This window comes from Methylothermus subterraneus (genome assembly GCF_054656915.1).
Map to the genome: position 1 here is coordinate 56,099 of NZ_BAAHXK010000006.1, position 22,800 is coordinate 78,898.

The 22,800-nt window shown below is 59.7% G+C and carries 17 protein-coding genes; 5 read left to right on the forward strand and 12 right to left on the reverse strand.

Annotated features, from left to right (window positions below; all coding sequences use genetic code 11):
• Window positions 1–18: 18 nt before the first annotated feature.
• Complete coding sequence (locus ACYQ3M_RS06905; RefSeq protein WP_460035328.1) at window positions 19–606, reverse strand: hypothetical protein; 588 nt, start codon at window positions 604–606, stop codon at window positions 19–21.
• A 19-nt stretch (window positions 607–625) separates the two neighbouring features.
• A complete protein-coding gene (locus ACYQ3M_RS06910) occupies window positions 626–1,045 on the reverse strand; it encodes a lipocalin-like domain-containing protein (protein ID WP_460035329.1) in 420 nt (139 codons plus the stop codon).
• Window positions 1,046–1,167: 122 nt separating this feature from the next.
• Between ACYQ3M_RS06910 and metH the strand changes: the two genes are divergently transcribed.
• Window positions 1,168–4,815 (forward strand): methionine synthase, encoded by a 3,648-nt coding sequence (gene metH, locus ACYQ3M_RS06915; protein WP_460035330.1) that lies wholly within the window; start codon window positions 1,168–1,170, stop codon window positions 4,813–4,815.
• A 39-nt stretch (window positions 4,816–4,854) separates the two neighbouring features.
• Complete coding sequence (rimO, locus tag ACYQ3M_RS06920) at window positions 4,855–6,186, forward strand: 30S ribosomal protein S12 methylthiotransferase RimO (RefSeq protein WP_460035331.1); 1,332 nt, start codon at window positions 4,855–4,857, stop codon at window positions 6,184–6,186.
• Here the strand turns inward: rimO and ACYQ3M_RS06925 are convergent.
• Both ACYQ3M_RS06925 and speA read right to left on the reverse strand, forming a co-directional pair.
• On the reverse strand, window positions 6,140–7,036 hold the full coding sequence (locus ACYQ3M_RS06925; RefSeq protein WP_460035332.1) for an NAD(P)-dependent oxidoreductase: 897 nt from the start codon (window positions 7,034–7,036) through the stop codon (window positions 6,140–6,142). The genes rimO and ACYQ3M_RS06925 overlap by 47 nt on opposite strands.
• Before the next feature lies 1 nt (window position 7,037).
• Window positions 7,038–8,915: a biosynthetic arginine decarboxylase gene (gene speA / locus ACYQ3M_RS06930; RefSeq protein WP_460035333.1), complete on the reverse strand. Its 1,878-nt coding sequence runs from the start codon at window positions 8,913–8,915 to the stop codon at window positions 7,038–7,040.
• A 63-nt stretch (window positions 8,916–8,978) separates the two neighbouring features.
• Between speA and ACYQ3M_RS06935 the strand changes: the two genes are divergently transcribed.
• Entirely contained in the window at window positions 8,979–10,001 is a 1,023-nt protein-coding gene (locus ACYQ3M_RS06935) for a tryptophan--tRNA ligase (protein WP_460035334.1), read from the forward strand.
• 287 nt (window positions 10,002–10,288) lie between these two features.
• Here the strand turns inward: ACYQ3M_RS06935 and ACYQ3M_RS06940 are convergent, their stop codons facing one another.
• Window positions 10,289–10,849 (reverse strand): endonuclease dU, encoded by a 561-nt coding sequence (locus tag ACYQ3M_RS06940; protein WP_460035335.1) that lies wholly within the window; start codon window positions 10,847–10,849, stop codon window positions 10,289–10,291.
• Between the two features lie 76 nt (window positions 10,850–10,925).
• Here ACYQ3M_RS06940 and ACYQ3M_RS06945 point away from each other — a divergent pair, with 76 nt between their 5' ends.
• Window positions 10,926–11,588 (forward strand): ABC transporter substrate-binding protein, encoded by a 663-nt coding sequence (locus ACYQ3M_RS06945; RefSeq protein WP_460035336.1) that lies wholly within the window; start codon window positions 10,926–10,928, stop codon window positions 11,586–11,588.
• On the opposite strand, the gene ACYQ3M_RS06950 is transcribed toward ACYQ3M_RS06945, so the two are convergent.
• Genes ACYQ3M_RS06950 through ACYQ3M_RS06980 form a run of 7 tightly spaced genes read right to left on the reverse strand, consistent with a single transcriptional unit; the run spans window position 11,585 to window position 21,411 of the window.
• Window positions 11,585–13,234, reverse strand: a complete 1,650-nt coding sequence (locus ACYQ3M_RS06950; RefSeq protein ID WP_460035337.1) for a copper resistance D family protein — start codon at window positions 13,232–13,234, stop codon at window positions 11,585–11,587. The two genes, ACYQ3M_RS06945 and ACYQ3M_RS06950, sit on opposite strands and share 4 nt — an antisense overlap.
• Window positions 13,235–13,236: 2 nt before the next feature.
• Window positions 13,237–13,599 carry a copper resistance CopC family protein gene (locus ACYQ3M_RS06955; RefSeq protein WP_460035338.1) on the reverse strand — a complete coding sequence of 121 codons (363 nt, stop codon included), beginning with the start codon at window positions 13,597–13,599 and terminating at the stop codon, window positions 13,237–13,239.
• A gap of 17 nt (window positions 13,600–13,616) precedes the next feature.
• Entirely contained in the window at window positions 13,617–15,008 is a 1,392-nt protein-coding gene (locus tag ACYQ3M_RS06960) for an aspartate aminotransferase family protein (RefSeq protein ID WP_460035339.1), read from the reverse strand.
• Window positions 15,005–17,608 (reverse strand): MMPL family transporter, encoded by a 2,604-nt coding sequence (locus tag ACYQ3M_RS06965; protein WP_460035340.1) that lies wholly within the window; start codon window positions 17,606–17,608, stop codon window positions 15,005–15,007. Before ACYQ3M_RS06965 ends, ACYQ3M_RS06960 begins: the two co-directional genes overlap by 4 nt.
• Window positions 17,602–18,315: a phosphorylase family protein gene (locus tag ACYQ3M_RS06970; protein ID WP_460035341.1), complete on the reverse strand. Its 714-nt coding sequence runs from the start codon at window positions 18,313–18,315 to the stop codon at window positions 17,602–17,604. Before ACYQ3M_RS06970 ends, ACYQ3M_RS06965 begins: the two co-directional genes overlap by 7 nt.
• Window positions 18,309–20,273, reverse strand: a complete 1,965-nt coding sequence (gene shc / locus ACYQ3M_RS06975; protein WP_460035342.1) for a squalene--hopene cyclase — start codon at window positions 20,271–20,273, stop codon at window positions 18,309–18,311. The genes ACYQ3M_RS06970 and shc overlap by 7 nt, the downstream gene beginning before the upstream one ends.
• A 43-nt stretch (window positions 20,274–20,316) precedes the next feature.
• Window positions 20,317–21,411, reverse strand: coding sequence for a phytoene/squalene synthase family protein (locus ACYQ3M_RS06980; protein ID WP_460035343.1), 1,095 nt, complete (start codon window positions 21,409–21,411; stop codon window positions 20,317–20,319).
• A 284-nt stretch (window positions 21,412–21,695) separates the two neighbouring features.
• Between ACYQ3M_RS06980 and hpnH the strand changes: the two genes are divergently transcribed.
• Window positions 21,696–22,799 carry an adenosyl-hopene transferase HpnH gene (hpnH, locus tag ACYQ3M_RS06985; RefSeq protein ID WP_460035344.1) on the forward strand — a complete coding sequence of 368 codons (1,104 nt, stop codon included), beginning with the start codon at window positions 21,696–21,698 and terminating at the stop codon, window positions 22,797–22,799.
• Window position 22,800: the final 1 nt, after the last annotated feature.

Below are 22,800 nucleotides of genomic sequence, written 5' to 3' on the forward strand. Positions count from 1 at the left end.
CTTAAAACTTTGGATTGCTCAGTAAGGCTGGAAACCAGAAGCTTTGATCACCACGAACAAGATCAGCCGGACCAGCCCAAACAGCACCGCTAAAGTCAAGAAGGTGGTCAAAATCAGCAAGATCATCGGTCCGCTCTCGCCGAGTTTTTGGCTCGACCACGCCGACAGCCGCTGCCACAGCGCGGCGAGCCTGCCGTGAAAGAATTTAAGCCCCACCGCTACCGCAATGACCAAGAGCACGATGATCAACGGCACCCAGTTTTCCAGCCCGATGCGGATCTCTTGGTCCAACTCCAGCGAGTGGATGGCAAAGTAATTGACCAGAAAGGCCAAGGATTGGACGGGGATGATGGATAGGGCAAAGGAGAGGATGAACTTATCCAGCGCCGCGTTTTCCGTGAGCTTAAACTCGTCCAGATACAGTTTGACGATGACGTATCCGGGCAGGAACATGATTAGTATGGCGCTTAGGATTTTTTTGATCAGCTCGAGTGGGGAGGTGGTGGTAAACACCATGAAGATGCCGATGAATACCACGCTGACCACGAGGATCCCGGCCCACATTAAAAGGTCGGTTTTGTATTTGCTTTCGAGGTTGAGTTTCATAGCCAACTCCTCTTTGCGATCATTTGCGTTTGAAGAAATAAAAACCTTCCACGCCGCCTTGAAGAACCAGGGTGTCGTCTTTTAGGTCGTAAACTTGATAGACGAGTTGTTTGTCTGGCCGTCCCGGCACATCGGTGACAATCATCCCATCTTTGATCGCGTAATGGAATTCCTGGCGGTCTTCGGTTTTGAAGTGGCGGTTGTATCCCGAAGTGATCAAAGTGCCGTCGGGTTTAAATTCCCAGGTCCGATTTTCAGGGATGCGCGGTCCGGTGATGCGCGGGGCGACTTCCACCAAGGTCCAGGTACCGAGGAGGGGGGAGGCGTCCTGCAGCTGGACCGGCTTAGATTGTTCGGGCGGTGCGCTGGGTTGGCGGATCGTGACCGCTTGGGCCGCATAGGTTGCAACCACCGCAAGGAACAAAAGGATTGTGCGCATAGGGTTCTCCTCTCTCGATTTTGTTTGTTGTTAAGACTGTCATTATCGCAGAAGCTGCGCTAAAAATTGAGGCGTTTCTCTAAGGCATGCTAAAGTTGCATGCATTTTTGGAAGCGTAAGCCATGCCATCTATTCGCCAAATTCTAGCCGAGCGCATTCTGATCCTGGATGGGGCCATGGGCACCTTGATCCAGGCGTATAACCTGAGCGAGGCCGACTACCGCGGCAAACAATTCAAGGACTGGCCAAGGGAGCTCAAAGGCAACAACGATCTTTTGTCCCTGACCCAGCCGGAGATCATCTCCCAGATCCATCGGCGGTATTTGGAAGCCGGCGCCGACCTCATTGAGACCAACACTTTCAACGCCAACCGCATCAGCCTGGCCGACTACGGCATGGAAGATTTAGCGCGCGAGCTCAACTTTGCCGCCGCGCGCCTGGCCAGGCAGGCGGCCGATGCTTTTAGCAGCGAGACTAAACCGCGTTTCGTTGCCGGCGTCCTAGGCCCCACCAACCGCACCGCTTCGATTTCCCCGGAGGTGAGCGATCCGGGTTTTCGCAACGTGAGCTTTCAAGACTTGGTCGTTGCCTACACCGAGGCGGTGGCGGGATTGATCGAAGGCGGGGTGGACCTCATCCTGATCGAGACCGTGTTCGACACCTTGAACGCCAAGGCCGCGGTGTTCGCCGTCAAACAGTACTTGGCCCGCCACGGCCTTGAGCGGCCGCTTTTAATCTCCGGCACCATCACCGACGCTTCCGGACGCACCCTGTCCGGGCAAACCCCGGAGGCGTTCTGGAACTCGCTGCGCCACGCCGAGCCTTTAGCTTTTGGCTTTAACTGCGCTTTGGGACCTAAAGAACTTCGCCAATACGTCGAGGAAATTTCCGCTTACGTCGATACTTTTGTCTCGGCCCATCCCAACGCCGGGCTGCCCAACGCCTTCGGCGGCTACGACGAGACCCCGGAGACGATGGCCGAAGAGATCGGCGCGTGGGCTAAAGAGGGGTGGCTTAACCTCGTCGGCGGCTGCTGCGGCACCACCCCCGACCACATCCGCGCGATCGCCGAGGCGGTCGCGGGCGCGCCGCCGCGGCGGGTGCCCAAACCCAAAGTCATGACTCGCCTGGCCGGGCTTGAGCCCTTGAACATTGGCCCCGATTCTCTGTTCGTCAACATCGGCGAGCGCACCAACGTCACCGGCTCCGCCCACTTTCGCCGCCTGATCCAGGAAGGCCGGTACGATGCGGCGCTCGAGATCGCCAGGCAACAGGTGGCAAATGGCGCGCAGATGATCGATGTCAACCTGGACGAGGGGATGCTCGATTCCAAGGCGGCGATGGTCCGGTTTTTGAATCTTGTCGCCGCCGAGCCCGACATCGCCCGGGTACCGGTGATGATCGATTCCTCCAAGTGGGAGGTGATCGAGGCGGGACTGCAATGCCTGCAGGGCAAAGGCGTGATCAACTCCATTTCCCTCAAGGAAGGCGAGGAAGCGTTTTTGGCCCACGCTCGCCTGGCCCGTCTGTACGGAGCGGCGGTGGTGGTGATGGCCTTCGACGAACAGGGCCAGGCCGACACCAAGGAGCGCAAGGTGGAGATCTGCACCCGCGCCTATCGCCTCCTGCGGGAAAAGCTCGATTTTCCCCCCGAGGACATCATTTTTGACCCCAACGTCTTCGCCGTCGCCACCGGCATCCCCGAGCACCGCCGCTACGGCCTTGATTTCCTCGAGGCGGTGGCCGAGATCAAAAACACGTTGCCCTACGCGCTGACCTCCGGTGGCATCTCCAACGTGTCGTTCGCGTTTCGCGGCAACGACGCGGTGCGCGAGGCGATCCACGCGGTGTTTCTGTACCACGCGATCCGCGCCGGGCTGGACATGGGCATCGTCAACGCCGGGCAATTGGGCATCTACGAGGAGGTGCCTTGGGAACTGCGCGAAGCCATCGAAGACGTGCTCTTGTGCCGGCGCGAGGATGCCGACGAGCGCCTGCTGCAGCTCGCCGCCAGCTATCGCGGGGCAGGGGAAGCCAAGGTGCAGGAGCTGGAGTGGCGCAGCTGGCCGGTGGAAAAACGTCTAGAGCACGCCTTAGTCCAGGGGATCGCCGACTACATCGAGGAGGACACCGAAGAGGCCAGAAAGCTTCTCGGCGGTCCTTTGGCGGTGATCGAAGGTCCTTTGATGGCCGGAATGAACGTGGTCGGGGATTTGTTCGGCGCCGGCAAGATGTTTCTACCGCAGGTGGTCAAATCGGCGCGAGTGATGAAAAAAGCCGTGGCGCATCTTGAGCCCTACCTCAAGGCCGAGCGCCAGGAAGGCAAAAGCGCCGGCAAGGTGTTGCTCGCCACGGTCAAGGGCGACGTCCACGACATCGGCAAGAACATCGTCGGCGTGGTGCTCCAGTGCAATGGCTTTGAGGTCGTGGACTTGGGCGTGATGGTGCCGGCAGATAAAATCCTCCACGCCGCCCGCGAGCAGCAGGTGGATATCGTCGGCCTGTCGGGGCTGATCACCCCCTCGCTGGACGAGATGGTCCACGTGGCCAAGGAGATGGCGCGGCAAGGATTAGATATCCCCTTGCTGATCGGCGGGGCGACCACCTCCCGGGTTCACACCGCGGTCAAGATCGCTCCCCATTATGCGGCTCCAGTGGTCTACGTTCCCGACGCTTCGCGCGCGGTGGGCGTGGTCGGCAGCCTCTTGAGCGCCGAGCTGCGCGGGCCGTTTTTGGCCAATCTCGCCCGCGAGTACGAGGAGGTGCGCGCGCGTCATGCCAAGCGGCAAGAGTCCGCCAGGCTCCTTGCCATCGAGGCGGCGCGCGCCAACCGCTTGCGTACCGACTGGGCAAGTTATCTTCCGCCCATGCCGCGCAAGCCGGGGATACACGTTTTTGACGCCTATCCTTTAGAAACGCTGGTTCGCTACATCGACTGGTCGCCGTTTTTTCAGGCGTGGGAATTGGTGGGTAGCTATCCCAAAATCCTCGACGATCCAGTGGTAGGAAAAGAGGCCAGAAGGCTTTTGGCCGATGCCGAAAAACTGCTCGAGCAGATGGTGGCGGAGAAGTGGCTGACCGCGCAAGGCGTATTTGGGCTTTTTTCGGCCGCCTCCCGCGGCGACGATATCGTGGTTAAGGCCCACGGTCGGGAGTGGGTGCTCCACCACTTGCGCCAGCAGCAGCAAAAACCGCAAGGTCAGCCCAATTACTGTCTGGCCGACTTTGTCGCCCCCGAAGACAGCGGCGTGCCCGACTTTATCGGCGCGTTTGCGGTCACCGCCGGAATCGGCATCGAGGCGCAGCTCGAGCGCTTTGCGCGCGAGCACGACGACTACCGCGCGATCTTGCTCAAGGCTTTGGCCGATCGCCTGGCCGAAGCCTTCGCCGAGCACCTGCACGAGCGTGTGCGCCGCGAGTTTTGGGGCTACGCTCCGTACGAAGACCTGAGCAACGAGGAACTGATTGCGGAGAAATACCGCGGCATCCGCCCGGCGCCTGGGTATCCGGCTTGCCCCGATCACACCGAAAAGCGCACGTTGTTTAACCTGCTCGGCGTGGAAGAGACTACCTCAATTCGCCTGACCGAAAGCTTTGCCATGCACCCTGGCGCCTCGGTCAGCGGTTGGTATTTTTCCCACCCCAAGGCGGGTTATTTCAACGTCGGCCGCATCGGCCGCGATCAGGTCGAGGACTACGCGCGGCGCAAAGGCTGGCGCTTAAGTGAAGCTGAGCAGTGGCTGGCACCGAACCTGGCCTATGCGCCTTAAGTCGGGTAGGAGTTAAAGGCTTTGGAATGGGAGCTAAAGTTGAAGGGTGAACGAGTGCGGGTTGGTCCGAAAATCGGTTTTGTCAGCTTAGGTTGTCCCAAAGCGCTGGTCGACAGCGAGCGGATTTTGACCCGCTTGCGCGCCGAAGGGTATGAGACGGTGCCGAGCTACGCGCAGGCCGAACTGGTGGTGGTCAACACCTGCGGCTTCATCGAGGAAGCGGTTGCCGAGTCGCTCGCCGCAATCGAAGAGGCACTCTCAGAAAATGGCAAGGTGATCGTGACCGGCTGTCTGGGAGTGCGGCCGGAGAAAATCCGGGCACGCTTCCCGAAAGTGCTCGCCATCACCGGCGCGCACGACTACGCGGGCGTGATTGCGGCTATCCACGAACACCTGCCCCCGCCGCACGATCCCTTTCTCAGCCTGGTGCCGCCGCAAGGCATCAAGCTGACGCCGCGCCACTACGCCTACCTGAAAATCGCCGAGGGGTGCAACCACCGCTGCACCTTTTGCATCATTCCTTCGATGCGCGGCCCCTTGATCAGCCGCCCGATCGGCGAAGTTCTGAGCGAGGCCGAGCGCCTGGTGCAGGCGGGGGTTAAAGAGATCCTAGTAATCGCCCAGGACACGAGCGCTTATGGCGTGGATTTGCAGTATCGGACAGAGGTATGGCGCGGCAGAACCTGGCGCACGCATCTGACCGACTTGGCTAAAGGTTTGGGCGAGCTTGGAGTCTGGGTCAGACTCCATTACGTTTATCCTTATCCCCACGTGGATGAGCTTATCCCCCTGATGGCCGAAGGGAGGATTTTGCCTTACCTGGATGTTCCCCTCCAGCACGCCAGCCCCAGGATCCTAAAAGCCATGCGGCGCCCGGCCAACGCCGAAGACACCTTGAAGCGGATCGAAAGCTGGCGTAAGTTCTGCCCCGAGTTGATCTTGCGCAGCACCTTCATCGTCGGTTTTCCAGGCGAGACCGAGGCCGAATTCGAGCAGCTTCTCGATTTCTTAAGCGCGGCCCAGTTGGATCGGGTGGGGGCGTTCAAGTACTCGCCGGTGGAAGGTGCGGCCGCCAACGACCTGCCGAACCCGGTGGCGGAGGAACTCAAGGAAGAGCGGCTTGCGCGCCTGATGGCGTTGCAGGAGAAAATCAGCGCGGCCAAGCTCAAGCGGCGCGTAGGCCAGGAGTATCAGGTGCTGATCGACCGGATGGAAGGCAAGAAGGCGATCGGCCGCACCTACGCGGAGGCTCCCGAAATCGATGGGGTGGTGTACCTCGACCGGGCCGAAAATCTTTGCCCCGGCCAGCGCGTTCTGGTCAAGATCACCAAGGCGGGGACCCACGATCTGTGGGGGAAGGCGGTAGCTTAGCTTGCAGACGCCAAAGGGCGGAGATGTCCTCTTCGCCATGTCCCTTGGCCAGGAGTTCGGCGTAATCGGCGAGCGTCTTTTGCGTCAGGGGCAGTGTAAGTCCTGCCGTTTTGGCTAAAGCCAGGCAAATGGTCAAGTCTTTGTGATGCAGGGCCAGTTTGAAGCCGGGGCGAAAGACGCCTTGGATCATCGTGGGGCCGCGCTTTTCTAAGAACCAGTTGCCGCCTGCGCCTTTGGATAATACGGCAACGGCCTGCTTAAGATCCAGGCCCAGCGCTTGCGCCAAAGCCAATGCCTCGCACACCGCCTGGTTGATGCCGGCGCACAGCACCTGGTTGACCGCCTTGAGCGCTTGACCGCTGCCGACCGGGCCGGTGTGGACGATGGTGCTGGCTACGGCTTCTAGGGCAGGTCGGGCTCTGGCCAAAGCTTCTGGGCTGCCTCCGACCATGGTTACCAACGTCCCGGCGCGCGCGCCTTCGACCCCACCGGAGACCGGGGCGTCGAGGAACTCGGCGCCTCGAGATCGGAGCCTGGCGGCAGCCGTTTGCGCGGTCTGCACGCTCACCGTGGAGTGGTCGATCACGATCGATTCGGCCCCCACGCTTGGAAGCAGCGCCTCGATCACTTCGAGCACGTCGGCATCGGCCGAGACGCACAAGGCGACGATGGGGCAGCTTCGCGCCAGCTCTTTAGGCGTGGCCGCCGCCTCTACGCCCAGTTCTTGCGCCAGGGCGCGCGCTTTGCTCGCAGTTCGGTTCCAGACCGCTTTGAGCCGCCCCGCCTTGGCGAGGTTGCGCGCCATGGACGCGCCCATAGCCCCTAAGCCGATAAAGCCGACGGTGCGCATCTTACTCCTCCAGATAGGTATAGCCGTTGAGGCCGGAGACCAGTTCGTTCTCAAACAGCTTGCGCTCTGCCGCCGGCAGGTCGAGCTGGGCGAGCTTTTTGCGGAATTCGCGCTGCAGGTGCTCGGGCGGGATGTGGACGTAACGCAGAAGATCGGCGGCGTGATCGCCGCGCGCCGGCATGGTCAGGCGCCAGCGGCCGTGTTCATCGAGTTCGACGTTGACCGAGTGGGTGTCGCCGAACAGGTTGTGGATGTCGCCGAGGATTTCCTGATAAGCCCCAACCATGAAGAAGCCGATCAGATAGCGCTCGCCGGGGCGGATGGCGTGCAAGGGCAGGGTGGACTCGATGCTTTGGCGATCCACGTAGGATTTTAGGCTGCCGTCGGAGTCGCAGGTGAGATCCATGATCCGCCCGCGCCGGGTCGGCGGCTCGTTCAGGCGCTGCAAGGGTAAAACGGGGAAGAGCTGCCCAATCGCCCAAGCGTCGGGCATCGATTGGAACACGGAGAAGTTGCAGAACACCTTGTCGGCGAGGCGGTCGTTGAGTTCGTCCAAAAGCTCGCGGTGAGCGCGCAGGTGAAGGCTTAGGCGCTGGCGCAGGCGCTGGCAGATGAGCGCGTTGAGCCGCTCGGCCTCGGCTAGCTGCGCCAGCGAGAGTCGGCCCTGGATATATAGGGCGCGCGCCTCGCGCAAGTCGAACTGGGCGTCATGATAGGTACTAAGCAGTCCATCGTGCTCCAGCCGCTCCAGGGCCCGGTGCAGGTCGGCCAGAACCGGCGGCAGGTCTTGGGCAGGAGCGGGGAGAGAGTCGTGGACCTGTTCCACTTCGATGACGTTGGTGACCAGCACCGCGTGGTGCGCTGTCAGGGCGCGACCGGATTCGGTAATGATTTCCGGATGGGGGAGGTCGGCCTCGGCGCAGATCTCGGCCAAGGCGCGCACTAAGGTGCAGGCGTATTCTTCCAGACTGTAGTTGATAGAGGAGAAGCTGTTCGAATGCGTGCCTTCGTAGTCTACCCCGAGCCCTCCTCCGGCATCGACGATGGCGATGGGCGCGCCTAATCTTCGCAGCTCGACGTAGTAGCGGGCGGCCTCGCGCAGCGCGGCCTTGAAGTCGTCGATGTCGGCGACCTGAGAGCCGACGTGGAAGTGCATCAGCTTGAGCCAGTCCAAACGCCCGCTTTTCTTCAAGGTCTCGACCAGGGCCAGGACATCGCCTGCGGCCAGACCAAACTTGGCTTTTTCTCCGCCGCTGTTTTGCCATTTGCCGGCGGCGACCGAGGTCAAGCGCAAGCGTACCCCAAGTTGCGGGGCGATCCTTAAGGTTTCGGCTTCTTCCAGGATCAGATCGAGTTCCGAGGGTTTCTCCACCACGCTGAATACGTTCAGCCCTAGGCGCTGACCGATCAGTCCCAGGCGGATGTAGGCGCGGTCTTTGTAACCGTTGCAGATCACCGTAGTGCCCGGCGGGGCCAGGGCGAGCAGGGCCAGAAGCTCGGGTTTGCTGCCCGACTCCAGCCCGATGCGGGGCACCTTGCTGTGGAGGATGGCTTCGACTACGCTGCGCTGCTGGTTGACTTTGATCGGATAGACCGGCGTGTATGGCCCCGAAAAGCCGTATTCTGCGCGCGCGGCGGCAAAAGCCTCGGACAGGCGGAGCACGCGGTCGCGCAGGATGTCGGTAAAACGGATGAGGATCGGCAAGGACAAGCCTTCCTGCCCGATCCGCTCGACGATCTCGACCAAATCCACCTGCCCGCGGTTGCGGTCCCGGTAGGGGATGGCTACGAGATGGCCGGTTTCGGCGATGTCAAAATAACCGTCGCTCCAGTGGCGTATAGCGTAAACGTCTCTGGCGTTGTGAATGCTCCAGGTCATGCGGCTAAATGGCTAGGTAAATGCTTTATTATAATGGCTTGGAGTTTCTACCAAGAGCGATCCATGAACAAGCAAATCGTCCTGACCGGAATTACCACCACCGGCACCCCCCATCTTGGCAACTACGTCGGCGCCATCCGCCCAGCCATCGAGGCCAGCCGCGATCCTAAGGTGTTGCCGTTTTATTTCTTGGCCGACTATCACGCCCTGATCAAATGCCAGGAGCCTAAGCGCATCCGCCAATCCACTCTAGAGATCGCTGCGACTTGGCTCGCTTTAGGGCTGGATACCGACAACGCGGTATTCTACCGCCAGTCCGACATTCCCGAGGTGACCGAGCTTGCCTGGATTTTGAGCTGCGTCACCGCCAAAGGCCTGATGAACCGCGCCCACGCCTACAAGGCGGCCGTGGCCGAAAATTTGGAAAAGGGCGAGCAGGATCCCGACAAGGGCATTACCATGGGCCTGTATTCCTACCCTATCCTGATGGCGGCGGATATTTTGTTGTTTAAAGCGCAAAAAGTTCCGGTGGGCAAGGATCAGATCCAGCACCTGGAGATGGCGCGCGATATCGCCGCGCGCTTCAATCACCTTTACGGCGAGCATTTTGTCCTGCCGGAGGCGATGATCCGAGAAGAAACCGCCGTCCTCAAAGGGCTCGATGGGCGCAAGATGAGCAAAAGCTACGACAACACGATCCCCATCTTCGCGCCGGAGCAGACCTTGCGCAAACTGATCATGAAGATCAAGACCAACTCCCTGCCTCCGGAGGCTCCCAAAGATCCCGATACGTGCACGCTGTTTAGCATCTATCAGGCGTTTGCCAGTGCGGAAGAAGTAGAACAAATGCGCCGCCGCTACCAGGAGGGAATTGCGTGGGGAGAGATGAAGCAGTTTTTGTTTGACTACCTCAACGCCCACTTCCGCGAGGCGCGCGAGCGCTATGAGGGCTTGCTGCAGCATCCAGAGGAGATCGAACGCAAACTGCAGGCAGGGGCGGCCAAGGCGCGCGCGTTCGCGGTGCCGTTCATGCGCGAGATTCGACGCGCGGTGGGGATTGCGCCGTTGGCGGAGGGAGCGAGGTAAAAAAAAGACCCGCCGGGCGGCGGGTCCAAAGCGTCAAGAAAGGAGGTTTTACGCTACTCGAGAGGAGGAAGAAGTCAACGTACGCTGCGGTAGTTGCGGATGCAAAACAGCACCGCGAAAACCACGGTCGATCCAATGGCAGTGAGCAGTAGCCATTCCAGAGGAGTGATCATAGCGGCTCTCCCATCAGGATGACCAAACACGAGTGTTATTATATGCTTTTCTTCTTAATTCACAATCTTCGTTTTTTATAATATTTAGTTTCTTATTTTGAAACAAAATTCTGATCAGACCCGATGCTTGCTCTGAATCGCCGTGATTCCGCCGGCGATGATGTGGGCCGTGCGCAAGGGTTCGGGGATGGCGCTGTGGAGGGCGGTGCGGAGGATCACCTGCGTGGCGGCGGTGCTGTCGATTCCGGCGCGTTGTACCCAGACGCCTGCCAACGGTTCCGGTGCGCCTGCTCGTGCGAGCCGCTGCCATTTGCGCCGGCCGCCTGGGACTTTATTAAGGGCTTGGGCGATGGCGGCAAGATTGGGTTGCTTGCGGCTGATCACCAGCACAGGCAAGCCGGTTACGCGGTGCAGCTGTTGGATGTCGACTACGTTGAAACCGGCCAAGGCGATTCCCTGCAGCATGATGAGCTGCAGGTGATGCCGGAAACGGCTGGCGGCGATCAAGCCGGCAAGTCGGGTGGTGGCGTTGGCTCCGTCTCGGCGTACCTTGCCGCAGACCACGCCGTCCAGGCGGGTGCCGGTGAAGATCGCGCCGACGACGGGGACGTCGCCGCGGTGATTGCGGTTAAAGGGGGCGTCGTCAAAACCGATGATGTGCGCTGGCAATCGCATGGCATCCCAAGCCCGATCAGGAACAGGTAAAATACGGCAGACACTGAAATAACCGCGCAGTATGCAGGAGGGTCCGATGCGATGGCTGAAAATCTGGGGGATGGTGTTGCCGGGCGCCTTGATCGCTTTTACGCCGCCAACGATCTGGGCCGAACCAGGAGAGCAGACGGCGCAAAAGTCGCCGCAAGCCACAGAAGCGGCGGCGGTGGTGGCAAAGCTCAACCGGGCTTTGCTTAAAGCCATGCGGCAGGGCAAGGCGCTGGGTTATGCCGGGCGGTATAAGCTGCTCGAAGCGGTGGTCAAAGAGGTCTATGATTTTAACTCGATTTCCCGTTATGTACTCGGTTCCCATTGGAAGCTGCTTTCTCCTGAAGAAAAACAGACCTTCGTGCGGAAGATGACGGAATTTGGCATCGCCGCTTACGCGGCGGAATTTAACGATTATGCCGGCGAGCAATTCAAGATTGTGGGAGAGGAGCCGTTTCGGACCCAGCTCAAGGTGGTAAAGGCGTTGCTGGAAGTGCCCAACGGGCAGAACGTCCAGTTCATCTACGTCTTGAAACCCACTCCGGCGGGCTGGAAGATCATCGATGTACGCTACGATGGCGTCAGCGATCTGGCGCTCAAGCGTGCGCAGTTTTCCGGGATTCTGGCCAGGGAGGGGTTCAAAAGCCTAATCGCCAAGCTCGACGAGAAGATCGCCAACTACGCCAAAGGCCAACTGGAGGAGAAAAGCTAATACAAAGGCTCATCATAAAACATCAAAATCAACCCGATCAGCCCCATCGCTCCCATTGCGGTGATCCCAGCCCAGCGGGCCGCCGGTGGCTCGAGCTTCAATTCCAACCAGCGGGCCGCTGCCATGACCACGGCGAGCAGACCCATTACCGTGTGGGTGGATTGGATCAAGTATTCGGTCTTTAGCTCAAAGCCAGCGTGGGAGTGGGTGAGCAGCAAAATGCCGCCGAAGGCGCACAAGACCGGAAACAAATAGCGCAGCTTGTGGGCGCGCTCCTGAGTGCGGGCGCGGATTTCCAAAGTCCCTAGGACAAAGGCCAAAAGCGTGGCGATGCGGTGCTGGAGGATTTCGCCATCGCCCAAAGTGCTCTCCCAAAATCCTATAGGACCAAGCGGCCAGGCTTGGGCATCGGAGCGGAAGAACAAAAAGACCGCCAGCGCGATGAATCCGGCCGGCCAGTAATGCGGCCAGCGGGAGGGCCTGAAGTAGCCGAACAGGGCGACCGCGGCCATGACGGTCAGAAACAGGCCGGAGACGTTGTGGTTGAAGTTGGACCATTGGGAGGCTGCCACGGGCGGTTGTTTGCCGACGATGGTGGCGCGCTGGGCCTCGCCGATCAGAAGCTCGGCGTGGCTGGGGGAGGAAAGTTGTGGCCATTTGGGCTTGAACATCTGCCACACCTCACCAGGCGAGGCGACAAGCTGCGGGATGTCCACCGCCGGCGGTTGGCTCGACAAGGTGGCCGCCACGAACAGCAGGCTTACCAGGATGAAAGATTCGGCCTCGATGAGGTGCGGCACGGTTCGGTACAAGAGCGGATCGGGTTGCCCTCTTTGCCAGCGCGTTGCGCTGCGGTGGTTGATCCAGGCAAATCCCAAAGCGAGCGCAAGCAGCGCGACTTTGGTCAGCAGCAAGCTGCCGTAGCCGGTGCCAAGCAAGGCGCAAAAATCGTCCACGTAGTTCAAGGCCAAGGGTAGGCCTGTGAGCGCCAAGGCAGAAACTGCCACAATTCCTAGCTTAGAGAAGCGCGCAAGCGCCCATGGCCACAAGGGGCGGAGCTGGGGATGACGGTAGGACGTGCGCCAGAGCACGAGCAACTGCACCACGCCGCCGAACCAGATGGCCCCGGCGGCCTGATGGATCAGGGTGAACAGCATCAGCATTTCCCGATGCTCAAATCGCCCCACGGCGTGGGTGAGCCACGCCCCGCTGAGGACGACCGCTGCCATCAGGCCAAAGATCCAGCGCCATAGCCTGGGATCGTGCGGGGCGTTGAGCAACCTGCGGGCTGCGATTCCCAGGGCAAAGCTCAAGATCATCCGCGCAAAACCGGCGCGGAACTGGATCGTCCCAAGATAAGCCGAAAGCGGCAGGTGGCCCAAGGTTTCCTTAAGGACGAAGGCCTTGGCGATCAAGGCCACGGCGTGGCTGGCCGCAAGCGCAAACGCCCCCAAATACAGCCAGCGCAGGCTGTGCGCGATAAGCAGGCCGGCGCCTTGCTCCTTGGCCAGCAGCGGCTTGAGAGCAAACCTCCCCCAAACCAACGCGCCGAGCGCGATCGAGAAGCTGATCAGCCCGGTCCCGCCCATGAAGGCGTCGAGAAAATCGGCCAGACCCTGAATTCCTCCGACCGCGAGCGTAGGCATGGCTAGTTTCCCTCGTGGACGAAGAACTTAAGCACTTCCTCGGTCAGATGGCCGTCGGCGGCAAAGACTTTGAGCTGCAAGGCGTATTCGCCGGGAGGCAGGGGAGGAAGGTCCACCACGATTTCCCCGCGGGCTGTGCCGGGCCGGGAGGGGAGGGGCCGTTTGCGGTCGCCTTGGGTCACCAAAAGGGCTTGGGAGAGCTTGGTTTCAATATCGGAGTTAAAGCGTAAAGTGACCGAACTTGCCTGATTAGGCAAAGGGGGGTGGGTATGCAAAGTGGAGCGGACGATCACCGCGTGGGCGGAAACGAAATTTGCCAGAAAGGCCAAGCTCAGAACGATCAAAGACGCGAGAGAACGAGGCATCGGCTGCACCTGAAGATTTAAGCGGTTTGTTTAGCTTTTAAGGCATGGCCGGCTAAGGTTTTGCCAAGATCCCAGATCGCGCCGGGGACCTGGTGGCAATCGGCCAGCACCTGGTCGCAGGCGTTGACGATCCAGGCCACGTCTTTGGCGCCGATCACCAAAGGCGGCAGGAACTTCACCACGTTCATGCCGTGTCCTGCCACTTGGCTCAAGATCCGGTGGCGCTTGAACAAGGGAATGGTGATCATCTGGCTGAACAAGCCTTTGTTAGCCGTCTCCAAAAGGCTCCACGCGGCTTTTAATTTGAAGCTTTGGGGTTTGCCGAACTCCAAAGCCAGCATCAGCCCCTTGCCGCGTACCTCCTGGAGAAACTCGTATTTGTCCACCAAGGCCGAAAGTCCTTCGAGCAAGGCCTGGCCCTGGCGGGCGGCGTTGGCGATGAGGTCTTCTTCTTCGAGCACGGTAAAGAAAGCCAGCCCTGCCGCCATCGCCAAGTTGTTCTTGGAGAAGGTCGAGCCGTGGACCACGGCCCGATCCATGCGGTTGAAAACCTTGTCCATGATGCGCGCGGTCATCGCCACCGCGCCCACGGGGACGAATCCACCCGAGAGGGCTTTGGCCATCAGCAGCATGTCCGGTTCCACCCCCCAGTGCTCCACGGCCCAAAGCCGCCCGGTGCGGCCTAGACCCGTCTGGACCTCGTCGGCGACAAACAGCGCGCCGTATTTGCGGCACAGGCGGGCCGCTTCGGGGAGGTAATCGTCGGCGGGAAGATTGACCCCCTTGCCCTGGATCGGCTCGACGATGAAGGCGGCGGTTTCGCGCTCTTGGAGCGCGCGTTCCAGCGCTTTAAGATCGTTGAACGGAACCGCCTCGCAGTCGGGCAGCAACGGCCCAAAGCCTTGGCGGAAGATGGGCTCGCCGTTGAGCGACAGCGCGCCCATGGTCAGGCCGTGGAAGGCGTGGTGGCAGTAGAGGATGCGGCTTCTGCCGGTGGTGTAGCGGGCAAATTTGATCGCCGCCTCCACGGCTTCGGCCCCGGAATTGCAGAAAAACACCCGCGTCAGCGGCTCGGGCGTGTTCTGGATCAGCTTTTGAGCGAGCAGGCCGGCCAGCAAGGAGACGTCCATCTGCACCAGGTCGGGAAGGTCGTCGGCGAGGACTTCCAAGAGCGCGGCCTTAACTTTAGGGTGATTGCGGCCCAACGCGAACACGCCAAAGCCGCTCAGAAGATCGAGGTACTCGTTGCCCTGATCGTCGTACAGGTACGGCCCTTGGGCCTTGGTGTAAACCCGATCGTAGCCGATGGTCTTTAAGACCTTGACCATCTGGGAATTTAAAAAACGCTCGTGGAGGGAAAAATTCTCTCCACGGTGGGTTTGCAAGAGTTCAGCGATGGAAAGCGTCATGATGGGTTCCTCTGGATCAAACCGCCGGCAAACGCCGGCAAGATAAAGAAAGTGCAGGCGAGCGTCAACGTCAAGCCGAGCCCTAAAAGCTTGCCGATGCTGGCGATGCCGGCGTGAGAGACCAAAGCGAGGCTGACAAAGCTGGCCAAAGTAGTTAAGGCGCTGAAAAATATCCCTCGCGCGGTGCTCGTGGTCAAGACCGGCCGGTCCGGCGGCAGTTGGCGCATGCGGTGGACCATATACACGCCGTAGTTTACCCCGAGCCCAAACAGGAGCGGCAAGGCGATGACGTTGGCGTAATTGAACGCTTGTCCTAAGGGTGAGGTCAGGGCCGCAGTAAAGACCGAGGCCAAGACCAAAGGCAGCAGAACTAAAAACACCTCGCTCGCGCGGCGCAACAGCAGGTAAAGCAGCGCCGCGATGAACGCGATGGCGAGAGCGAACGCCTTAAAAAACGCGCCTAGCATGACGCGCATCGATTCGATATAGACTAAGGGCAGGCCGGTGACTTCGGGGTCGACCGCGCGCACTTTTTGGACAAACTCGCGTACGTTTTGGAGCGCGTTCATATCTTTGGCAGGAAACACGTCGATGCGGTAAATACCGTTTGCTATCCAGCGCGCGCGCAAGTCTTGGGGTAGGTCTTCCACGCCGAAAGCCTGGGCTTTTAGCCCAAGCTGCAGTTTTTCCATCACTTGGGGGAAAGTAGCGAGCACGCTGAACTGCAGGCGGTCGATCAAGCCGCGGCACTGGGCGGTCGAAAGCTGCCGGCAGCGGCCGACGAAATGCTCTAAGGCGGTCAAAAGCTCGCCGCGCGCCTTAGGACTCAAAGCGCCTTCTTGCCGGCTAATTTGAAGGCGGAACTGTTCCAGCTCGGCGAGCGCGGTAGCGCCAGGCTTAAGGGTCAGGGGACGCTCGAACTGGGGGCCGAGCAACAAGGCCAATTCCTCAATGTTGGCAAGCTTGTCTTCCTGATCGGAAGGGACTAAATCGAAGACCGAAACCGCCGCCTCGACTTCTTCTAGGCTTTCTAGCTGCCGTTTGCGCGCTGCCGCTTGCGCTTCCCCTTCGCTTAAGCTGGTGAGAAACATGGGGGAGGTTTCCTTAGTCGCCAAGAGCTCTTTGAAGGTGCGCACCGACTCTGAGTTTGGATCGCGCAGGTTGACTGGATTGAAATCGACTTCCACGGCGCACAACCCCCCTAAGGCGGCAAGCACGGCAAAAAAGCTAAGTTTTTTGATCCAGGGCGCGCGGCGTTCAGGGAGGAGGGCAAGCGCAGGTGGAAGGAACATGCTCTGGCGCCTGATCCAGACGGTGGACGGCTTGATCTGCAGAAAGCACAGCCAAGCCGGCAGCGCCGTCAAGGTGACAAAAACTACGATAAACATGCTGGAGCCGGCGATGATCCCAAGTTCTGCCACTCCCCGGTAGGGGGTAAAGACAAAGCCGAACATCCCCAGTGCCGTAGTCAACGCGCACAGGAACAAGGTCGGCGCGACGGTGCTTAAGCTTTGGCGTAAGGCAGCTGGCGGAGGCAGTTGCTCGAGCAGGTATTCGCGGTAGCGCAGGATCAGGTACGTGGCGTAATCTACCCCCATGCCGATGTAGAGCACCGCAAAGGCAATGGAGATAAGGTTGAGTTTTCCTACGGCGAGCGCGGCAAAACCGAGCGAGTAGGAAAGCCCCAAACCCAGCGCGAACAAGGCCGCCGCGGTAAGTTTAAAAGAGCGGAAACCGATCCAAAGCGCCAAGCACACGAGCGCCAAGGAGAGAATGCTGGCAAACTCGGTGCCCTGCGTGATGCTCAAGAGCTCCTCGTGCTCTAAGACCGGCTCGCCCGTCATCTTGATTTCTACCGGAACCCCATACGCTTCCTTAACCTGAGCGATGGCTTCGCGGATCACGGCGATAGGTTTCTCCGCCGGCAGGACGTGGGTAAAATCGAGCACCGGCGAGACGATAATGAAATGCAGGGTATGGCCTATCGCCTGTTTGGGGGCAAACATCAAATTCTGCCACGACAGAAGATAGGGCTGCCCGGTAAGGGCGGCCTCTAACGCTTGGCTAATCTGGACCGCGATGGGATCTAAGGCGACCGGCAAGCGCTCCTGATAATCCAAGGCTTTTACGAGCAAGGCCAGCAGGCTGCCTAGGCGAAAGTCTTCGTAGAGTCTGGCGATGAACGGTTGGGCCTGGGCGAGATCGCTTCCCAAACGCTCAAGTTCTGCAGTGTCTAAATATAAAAGCCCTTGGCGGTCAAAAAACGGATGCACGGTGGGAGAGTACACCGAGGCGATGGCTTCGGGGTGCGCGGCCAGGACGGTTCCTAAGCGGCGAGTTGCGTTTTCGCTTGCCTCCGGTACGGCCGAGCGCACCAACAGCACGATCGCGTTTTTATCCTGGGGAAACAGCGTTTCGACGCGGTGGCGCTGTTGAATGAAGGGTAAGGATGGATCGAGCATCTTTTCGGTGCTCGTTTCCACCTCAAGCTGCCGGGCCGCGTAATAGCCGCTCGCAGCGGCTCCTAGAGTCAACGCCGCCAGAATCCAAAACGGGTGAGCTAAAAGCCTACAGGCGAGCTGTTGGAGAGGCTTTAACACGGCAGGCCGAAACCTTGAGGAAGAAGGCACTGCGCGGCCTGGGCCAGACGGGCGTGGGCGGCGCGGAATTTTCGCCCCAAAGCGATCGCTTCTTTGATCTGACGAGGCTGGCGCAGCAGTCCGAGCCCAAGCTTCGGCAATGAGATCCCTCCCCGGCCGTCGTCGGCGGTTAAAATCGCTTTGGGCACAGGAGTGGTGGCCGTGTCCGCGATGGCCCTTACTGCGAGGAAAGGCAGACGCCGTTCTGCCGCCCAACCGGCGAGAAAAGCGCTCTCCATGTCCGCTGCCGCCGCGCCGGTTGCCTTATGCAGCGCCCGTTTGTGGGCCAAAGTTGCGAGCACGCGATCGCTCCCGGCCAAAGGGGCGGTAACGAGGGGCCGCACGCCGGCGAGAATCCGGTGCAAGTGCGACCACCATCCAAGATCGGCAAGGAACGAGATTGGGCCATGGGGGAAAACAAAGCCTTGGGGCAGCAGCAGCGTTCCTGCAGCCAGCCCCGACTCGAGCGCGGCCGCACACCCCCAGCTGAGGAGGGCGCGAGCGCCGGCTCGATACAAGTCTTCCGCCGCCGCTTGCGCCCGTGAAGGCCCCATGCCCGCCACCCGAACTTGAATCCGGGGTGAGAGCGCCAGCGACTGGCCGATCGGGATACGCTTGGGGCAAAGGCTTAGGCTCTCGTCCGGGAGGGCAACGACGATCCCTAACACAGGCGTTTTGTTTCGTTGCGGTAGCGAGCGAGGGCCCAGAGCGGAAAGAATTTGTCGTAGCCGTAATACTTCAGGTAAAAGACCCGCGGGAAACCCGGAGCGTTGAAGTATTCATCCCGCCAGAAGCCGTCTTCTTGCTGCGTGCGCAGCAGAAAATCGATGCCCCGCTGCACTGCCTCGCTTTGGGTTTCGCCCGCCGCCATCAGGGCCAGAAGCGCCCAAGCGGTCTGACAAGCCAGGCTGGTATGAAAACGGCCACGGAGGGAGGGGTTGTGGCGGTCTTCGTAGCTGTCGTTGCTTTCTCCCCAGCCGCCGTCTTCGCGCTGGACGCTTTTGAGCCAAGCTACGGCGCGAAGCACCCGCGGGTCGTCTTTGGGAACGCCGTAATGCTCCAATCCCATCAGCACCGACCAGGTGCCGTAAATATAGTTGCTCCCCCAGCGTCCGAACCAACTGCCGTCCGCTTCCTGCTGGCGCCAGAGGAAGTCTAGCCCGCGTTTGGCGACTTCGCGGAAATAGGGGACGGCTTTGCCCGCCGCCGAAAGCAGCATGACGCAGCGGGCGCTGACGTCGGCCTCAGGAGGATCGAGCAAGGCGCCGTGGTCGGCAAAAGGAATTTGGTTCAAATAATAATAGGTATTATCCGGATCAAAGGCGCCCCAACCGCCGTTTTTCGACTGCATGCCGGCGATCCAGCGCACCGCCCGGAGGGCCGCTTCGCGGTGTTCGGGTCGATCGCTGTTTAATAGGCTATAGGCGACCACGGCGGTGTCGTCCACATCCGGGTAATAGGAGTTGTTGAATTGGAACGCCCAGCCGCCGCCTTCCAGATGCGGCCTCTTTGCCTGCCAGTCGCCCGGCTGGTCGCGGAGCTGCTTGCTTACCAGCCAATCTAAGGCGCGGTCGATCGCCGCGGCGACTTTGGGGTCGTCTTCGCCGCGCTGGACCTCTTGGAGGGCGAGCAGGCTCAGGCCCGTGTCCCATACCGGAGACAGACAGGGTTGGCAGTAAGACTCGTGATCTCGGTGCAGCAAAAGCTTTTTGAGCGCTTGTTTGGCGATTTGGCGACGCGGATCTTCGGGCGGGATCCCAAGCGCTTCCATCGCCTCGTAGGCGTTGACCATCGCGGGGAAGATTCCACCCAGGCCGTCCTCGCCGTTTAAGCGCTCGGTCACCCAGGCGAGCGCTTTTTCCAGCGCCCGTTGGCGAATGCGGAAAGGAATCCAAGGCTCCAGCTTCAACCCGATTCTTTCCAAGGCCAAAACGAACTTCCCCAAGGGAGTTCGGACGTGGGAGAAATAACCCCTTTCCTGCTCCGGCGGCGTGACGAACAGCTCGCGAATATCGACGTTTTTGGGATTTTTCGCCTTGACCTTGAGCGAGTACAAGATGGACAGAGGCACCATCACCGTGCGCGACCAATACGCCACTTTCTCGAGATGGAAAGGGAACCAGCGAGGAAGCAGCATGATTTCTACCGGGATGAACGGTATGCCGCGCCAGGGGATTTGCTGGAAAAAGGCAAGCAAGATGCGGGTGAAGACGTTGGCTTTGGCTGCCCCTCCTTGAGAGAGGATGAATTCTCTTGCTTTCTGCATATGGGGGGCGGACGGACTGTCTCCAGCCAGCTTGAGCGCGTAATACGCTTTGACCGAGCAACTTAAGTTGCCGCGCCCGCCGGTGTACAGCGGCCAGCTGCCGTCTTCCTGTTGCTTGGCGCGCAGATAATTGGCCAGCCTGGCTTGCAAGATTTCGTCCACTTCGTCCATGTGGTGCATCATCAGGATATATTCGGCCGGAATCGTGCAGTCGGCTTCCAGCTCGAATACCCAATAACCTTCGGGATGCTGGCGCTGCAGCAGAGCGCTTTGGGCCTTGGCGATGGCGCGATCCAGCCGGTTTTGTTTGCGATCGGAGTTTGCTTGCGACAAACTCGTCAATGCGGATGGTTGAGTCATCGATTTGGCCTCCTTCGGATGGTTGTCTTGAAAGAAAAAAGATTTACGTTGCCGTCTGCGGTGGACTGAGCGCGAGCTGTTCTGCAGGCGCCGGGCCGGGCAAACCGGAGCCGGCCAACCCAAACAACCACCTCAGCAGCTCGTTGTGGCGATGGCTAAGATGCGTGATGAGGATCACCGCCTTGACGCTGCGGCGCGAAATCTTGACTTCGGCGGAGCGGCTAAAGTACGGGTGGCGGTGAATTTTGCGCAGGGTCAGGATCGCCATCCCCAGCGCCCACAAACAGAAATCGCGCAGGCCGGTTTCCGAGTTAGGAATCAACAAGGTGTATTCCAAGGCGTTGCGCAGGTGGCCGTGGGCGATGGCGATCAACTCGCGCAGGCCGGCGACAAAAGCCGGATCGCGGTGGCCGGGACGGAGATTGTTAAGCTCATACCCGTGGGCTAGAAAAATATCGCGAGGCAGCCAACACACACCGCGCTCTCGGTCGTCCCACACATCCTTGAGAATGTTGGTCATTTGCAACCCCTGGCCGAACGAGACCGCAAGCTCGAGCAGGCGCTCTTCGTGCTTGGCCATGGCCGGAAAGTGGTGGCAAAACACCTGAGTCAGCATTTCCCCCACTACGCCCGCCACGTAATAGCAATACCGGTTCAGATCCGCCAGCGTCGCCAGCCCGGCGCGTAAATCCTGATCTTGAAAATCGGCCATGCCGTGGCTCATGATCGCCACGCAACGAGCTAGGGCCTCACGGTCGGCGGGAGAGAATTTGTGAGTGATGGCAATCACCCGCGGAATGGCCTGGATCAGTTCGCGCTCGGCCAAAGGAGTGCGGTTCGAGAGGCGGGCGGCAAACTCCTGCGCAAATTCCGCCGCGTTTTGCCGGCCTTGGACCACCTCCACGAAGCGCTCGCAGAAACGCCGTTTGGCGGCGCGGTCGAGGGTCGCCTCGTCTTCGATGGTGTCGACGATCCGGCACAAAAGGTAGCCGTTGGCGATTACCTGGTGGACGGGCTCTGGCAATCGAGGGATAGTCAGCGCAAAAGTGCGCGAGACACCGTCGAGGAAACGCGCCTGGAAGGCGGAATCGGTAAGCGCGTCAAGGTCTTCGCAGGTGGCAGAGATTAAATTTCTCATTAAAAGCTTTCCCCATTAAGCAAAGACGAGCTCGCGGCGCTGTGGTGGTAACTTAGGCAAAAATTGAGACCAATTCTATGGATTTTGGGCCCAGATCGTCAAGTTGCTGTTGTATTTTCACCTAATCTATTAAACTACTGCCCAGGTTGTTGGGGCTGATTTTAGAAATTTGTAGCTTTTTGACAACAAAAAGCTTGTTTGCGACGAAAGGCTTGCCTTTGGCGTTAAAACAAAGCTAAATAGTCAAGAATACGCCAAATCAAAAATTTACAAGGAGAGGGACGATGAGCATTCCTTTGCGACAAAAGCTTGCGATTGCCCGGTATCTTTTGAGCAAGAAACTCAAAGGCGAGCGCCGTTATCCCTTGGTTTTGATGCTGGAACCCTTGTTTCAGTGCAATTTAGCCTGTGCCGGATGCGGCAAGATCGACCATCCCGACGAGATCTTAAAAAAGCGGCTGAGCGTCGAGGAATGCTTGCAAGCGGTAGATGAGTGCGGTGCGCCGGTGGTCTCCATTCCTGGCGGTGAGCCTTTGCTCCACAAAGACATGCCCAAAATCGTCGAAGGGATCGTAAGGCGCAAAAAATTCGTCTATCTATGCACCAACGCCCTGCTGTTGAAAAAGCGCTTAAAAGATTATACGCCCTCTCCTTATCTGACCTTCTCCGTGCACTTGGATGGCCTAAAGGCGCGCCACGACGCTTCGGTCTGTCAAGAAGGCGTGTTCGAGCGAGCCGTCGAGGCGATTCGCGAAGCTTTGGCGCGAGGGTTTCGGGTGACGGTCAATTGCACCCTGTTCCAGGGCGAAAGCGCCGAAGAGATCGCCGAGTTTCTGGATTTCTGCATGGACCTGGGGGTAGAAGCGGTGACCATCTCGCCCGGGTTCCAATACGAGCGGGCACCGCGCCAGGACGTATTCATCCGCAATCCCGAGACCAAGGAATTGTTCCGGCGCTTGTTTCGGCTAGGCAAGCAGCGGGGTAGAAAAAAGTGGCGCCTGAATCACTCCGGTTTTTATCTGGATTTCTTAGCCGGTAACCGGGCCTATGCCTGTACGCCTTGGGGCAATCCCACCCGCAACGTGTTCGGCTGGCAAAAGCCTTGCTATTTCTTAGCCGATGAAGGATACGCAAAGAGCTTTAAGGAGCTTATGGAAACCACGCCGTGGGAAAAATACGGCACTGCCAATCACCCCAAATGCGCCAACTGCATGGCGCACTGCGGCTATGAGCCTACGGCGGTGGCAGACACTCTAGCCCATCCGCTGAAAGCGGCCTGGGTGGCTTGGTTTGGACCGCGCACTTCTGGGCCGATGGCGCCCGAGCCCATCCCAGCTTACTTGCAAAAGGAACAGCCGCTGCCCAAACCGGCCGAAGCCGTCGAGTAGA

Coding starts and splice junctions, on each gene's coding strand:
- speA (WP_460035333.1), bottom strand. CDS start 8,915: ATGACCTGGAGCATTCACAACGCCAGAGACGTTTACGCTATACGCCAC.
- hpnH (WP_460035344.1), top strand. CDS start 21,696: ATGAGCATTCCTTTGCGACAAAAGCTTGCGATTGCCCGGTATCTTTTG.
- ACYQ3M_RS06980 (WP_460035343.1), bottom strand. CDS start 21,411: ATGAGAAATTTAATCTCTGCCACCTGCGAAGACCTTGACGCGCTTACC.
- metH (WP_460035330.1), top strand. CDS start 1,168: ATGCCATCTATTCGCCAAATTCTAGCCGAGCGCATTCTGATCCTGGAT.
- ACYQ3M_RS06955 (WP_460035338.1), bottom strand. CDS start 13,599: ATGCCTCGTTCTCTCGCGTCTTTGATCGTTCTGAGCTTGGCCTTTCTG.
- shc (WP_460035342.1), bottom strand. CDS start 20,273: ATGACTCAACCATCCGCATTGACGAGTTTGTCGCAAGCAAACTCCGAT.
- ACYQ3M_RS06950 (WP_460035337.1), bottom strand. CDS start 13,234: ATGCCTACGCTCGCGGTCGGAGGAATTCAGGGTCTGGCCGATTTTCTC.
- ACYQ3M_RS06935 (WP_460035334.1), top strand. CDS start 8,979: ATGAACAAGCAAATCGTCCTGACCGGAATTACCACCACCGGCACCCCC.
- ACYQ3M_RS06905 (WP_460035328.1), bottom strand. CDS start 606: ATGAAACTCAACCTCGAAAGCAAATACAAAACCGACCTTTTAATGTGG.
- ACYQ3M_RS06925 (WP_460035332.1), bottom strand. CDS start 7,036: ATGCGCACCGTCGGCTTTATCGGCTTAGGGGCTATGGGCGCGTCCATG.
- ACYQ3M_RS06940 (WP_460035335.1), bottom strand. CDS start 10,849: ATGCGATTGCCAGCGCACATCATCGGTTTTGACGACGCCCCCTTTAAC.
- ACYQ3M_RS06960 (WP_460035339.1), bottom strand. CDS start 15,008: ATGACGCTTTCCATCGCTGAACTCTTGCAAACCCACCGTGGAGAGAAT.
- ACYQ3M_RS06945 (WP_460035336.1), top strand. CDS start 10,926: ATGCGATGGCTGAAAATCTGGGGGATGGTGTTGCCGGGCGCCTTGATC.
- ACYQ3M_RS06910 (WP_460035329.1), bottom strand. CDS start 1,045: ATGCGCACAATCCTTTTGTTCCTTGCGGTGGTTGCAACCTATGCGGCC.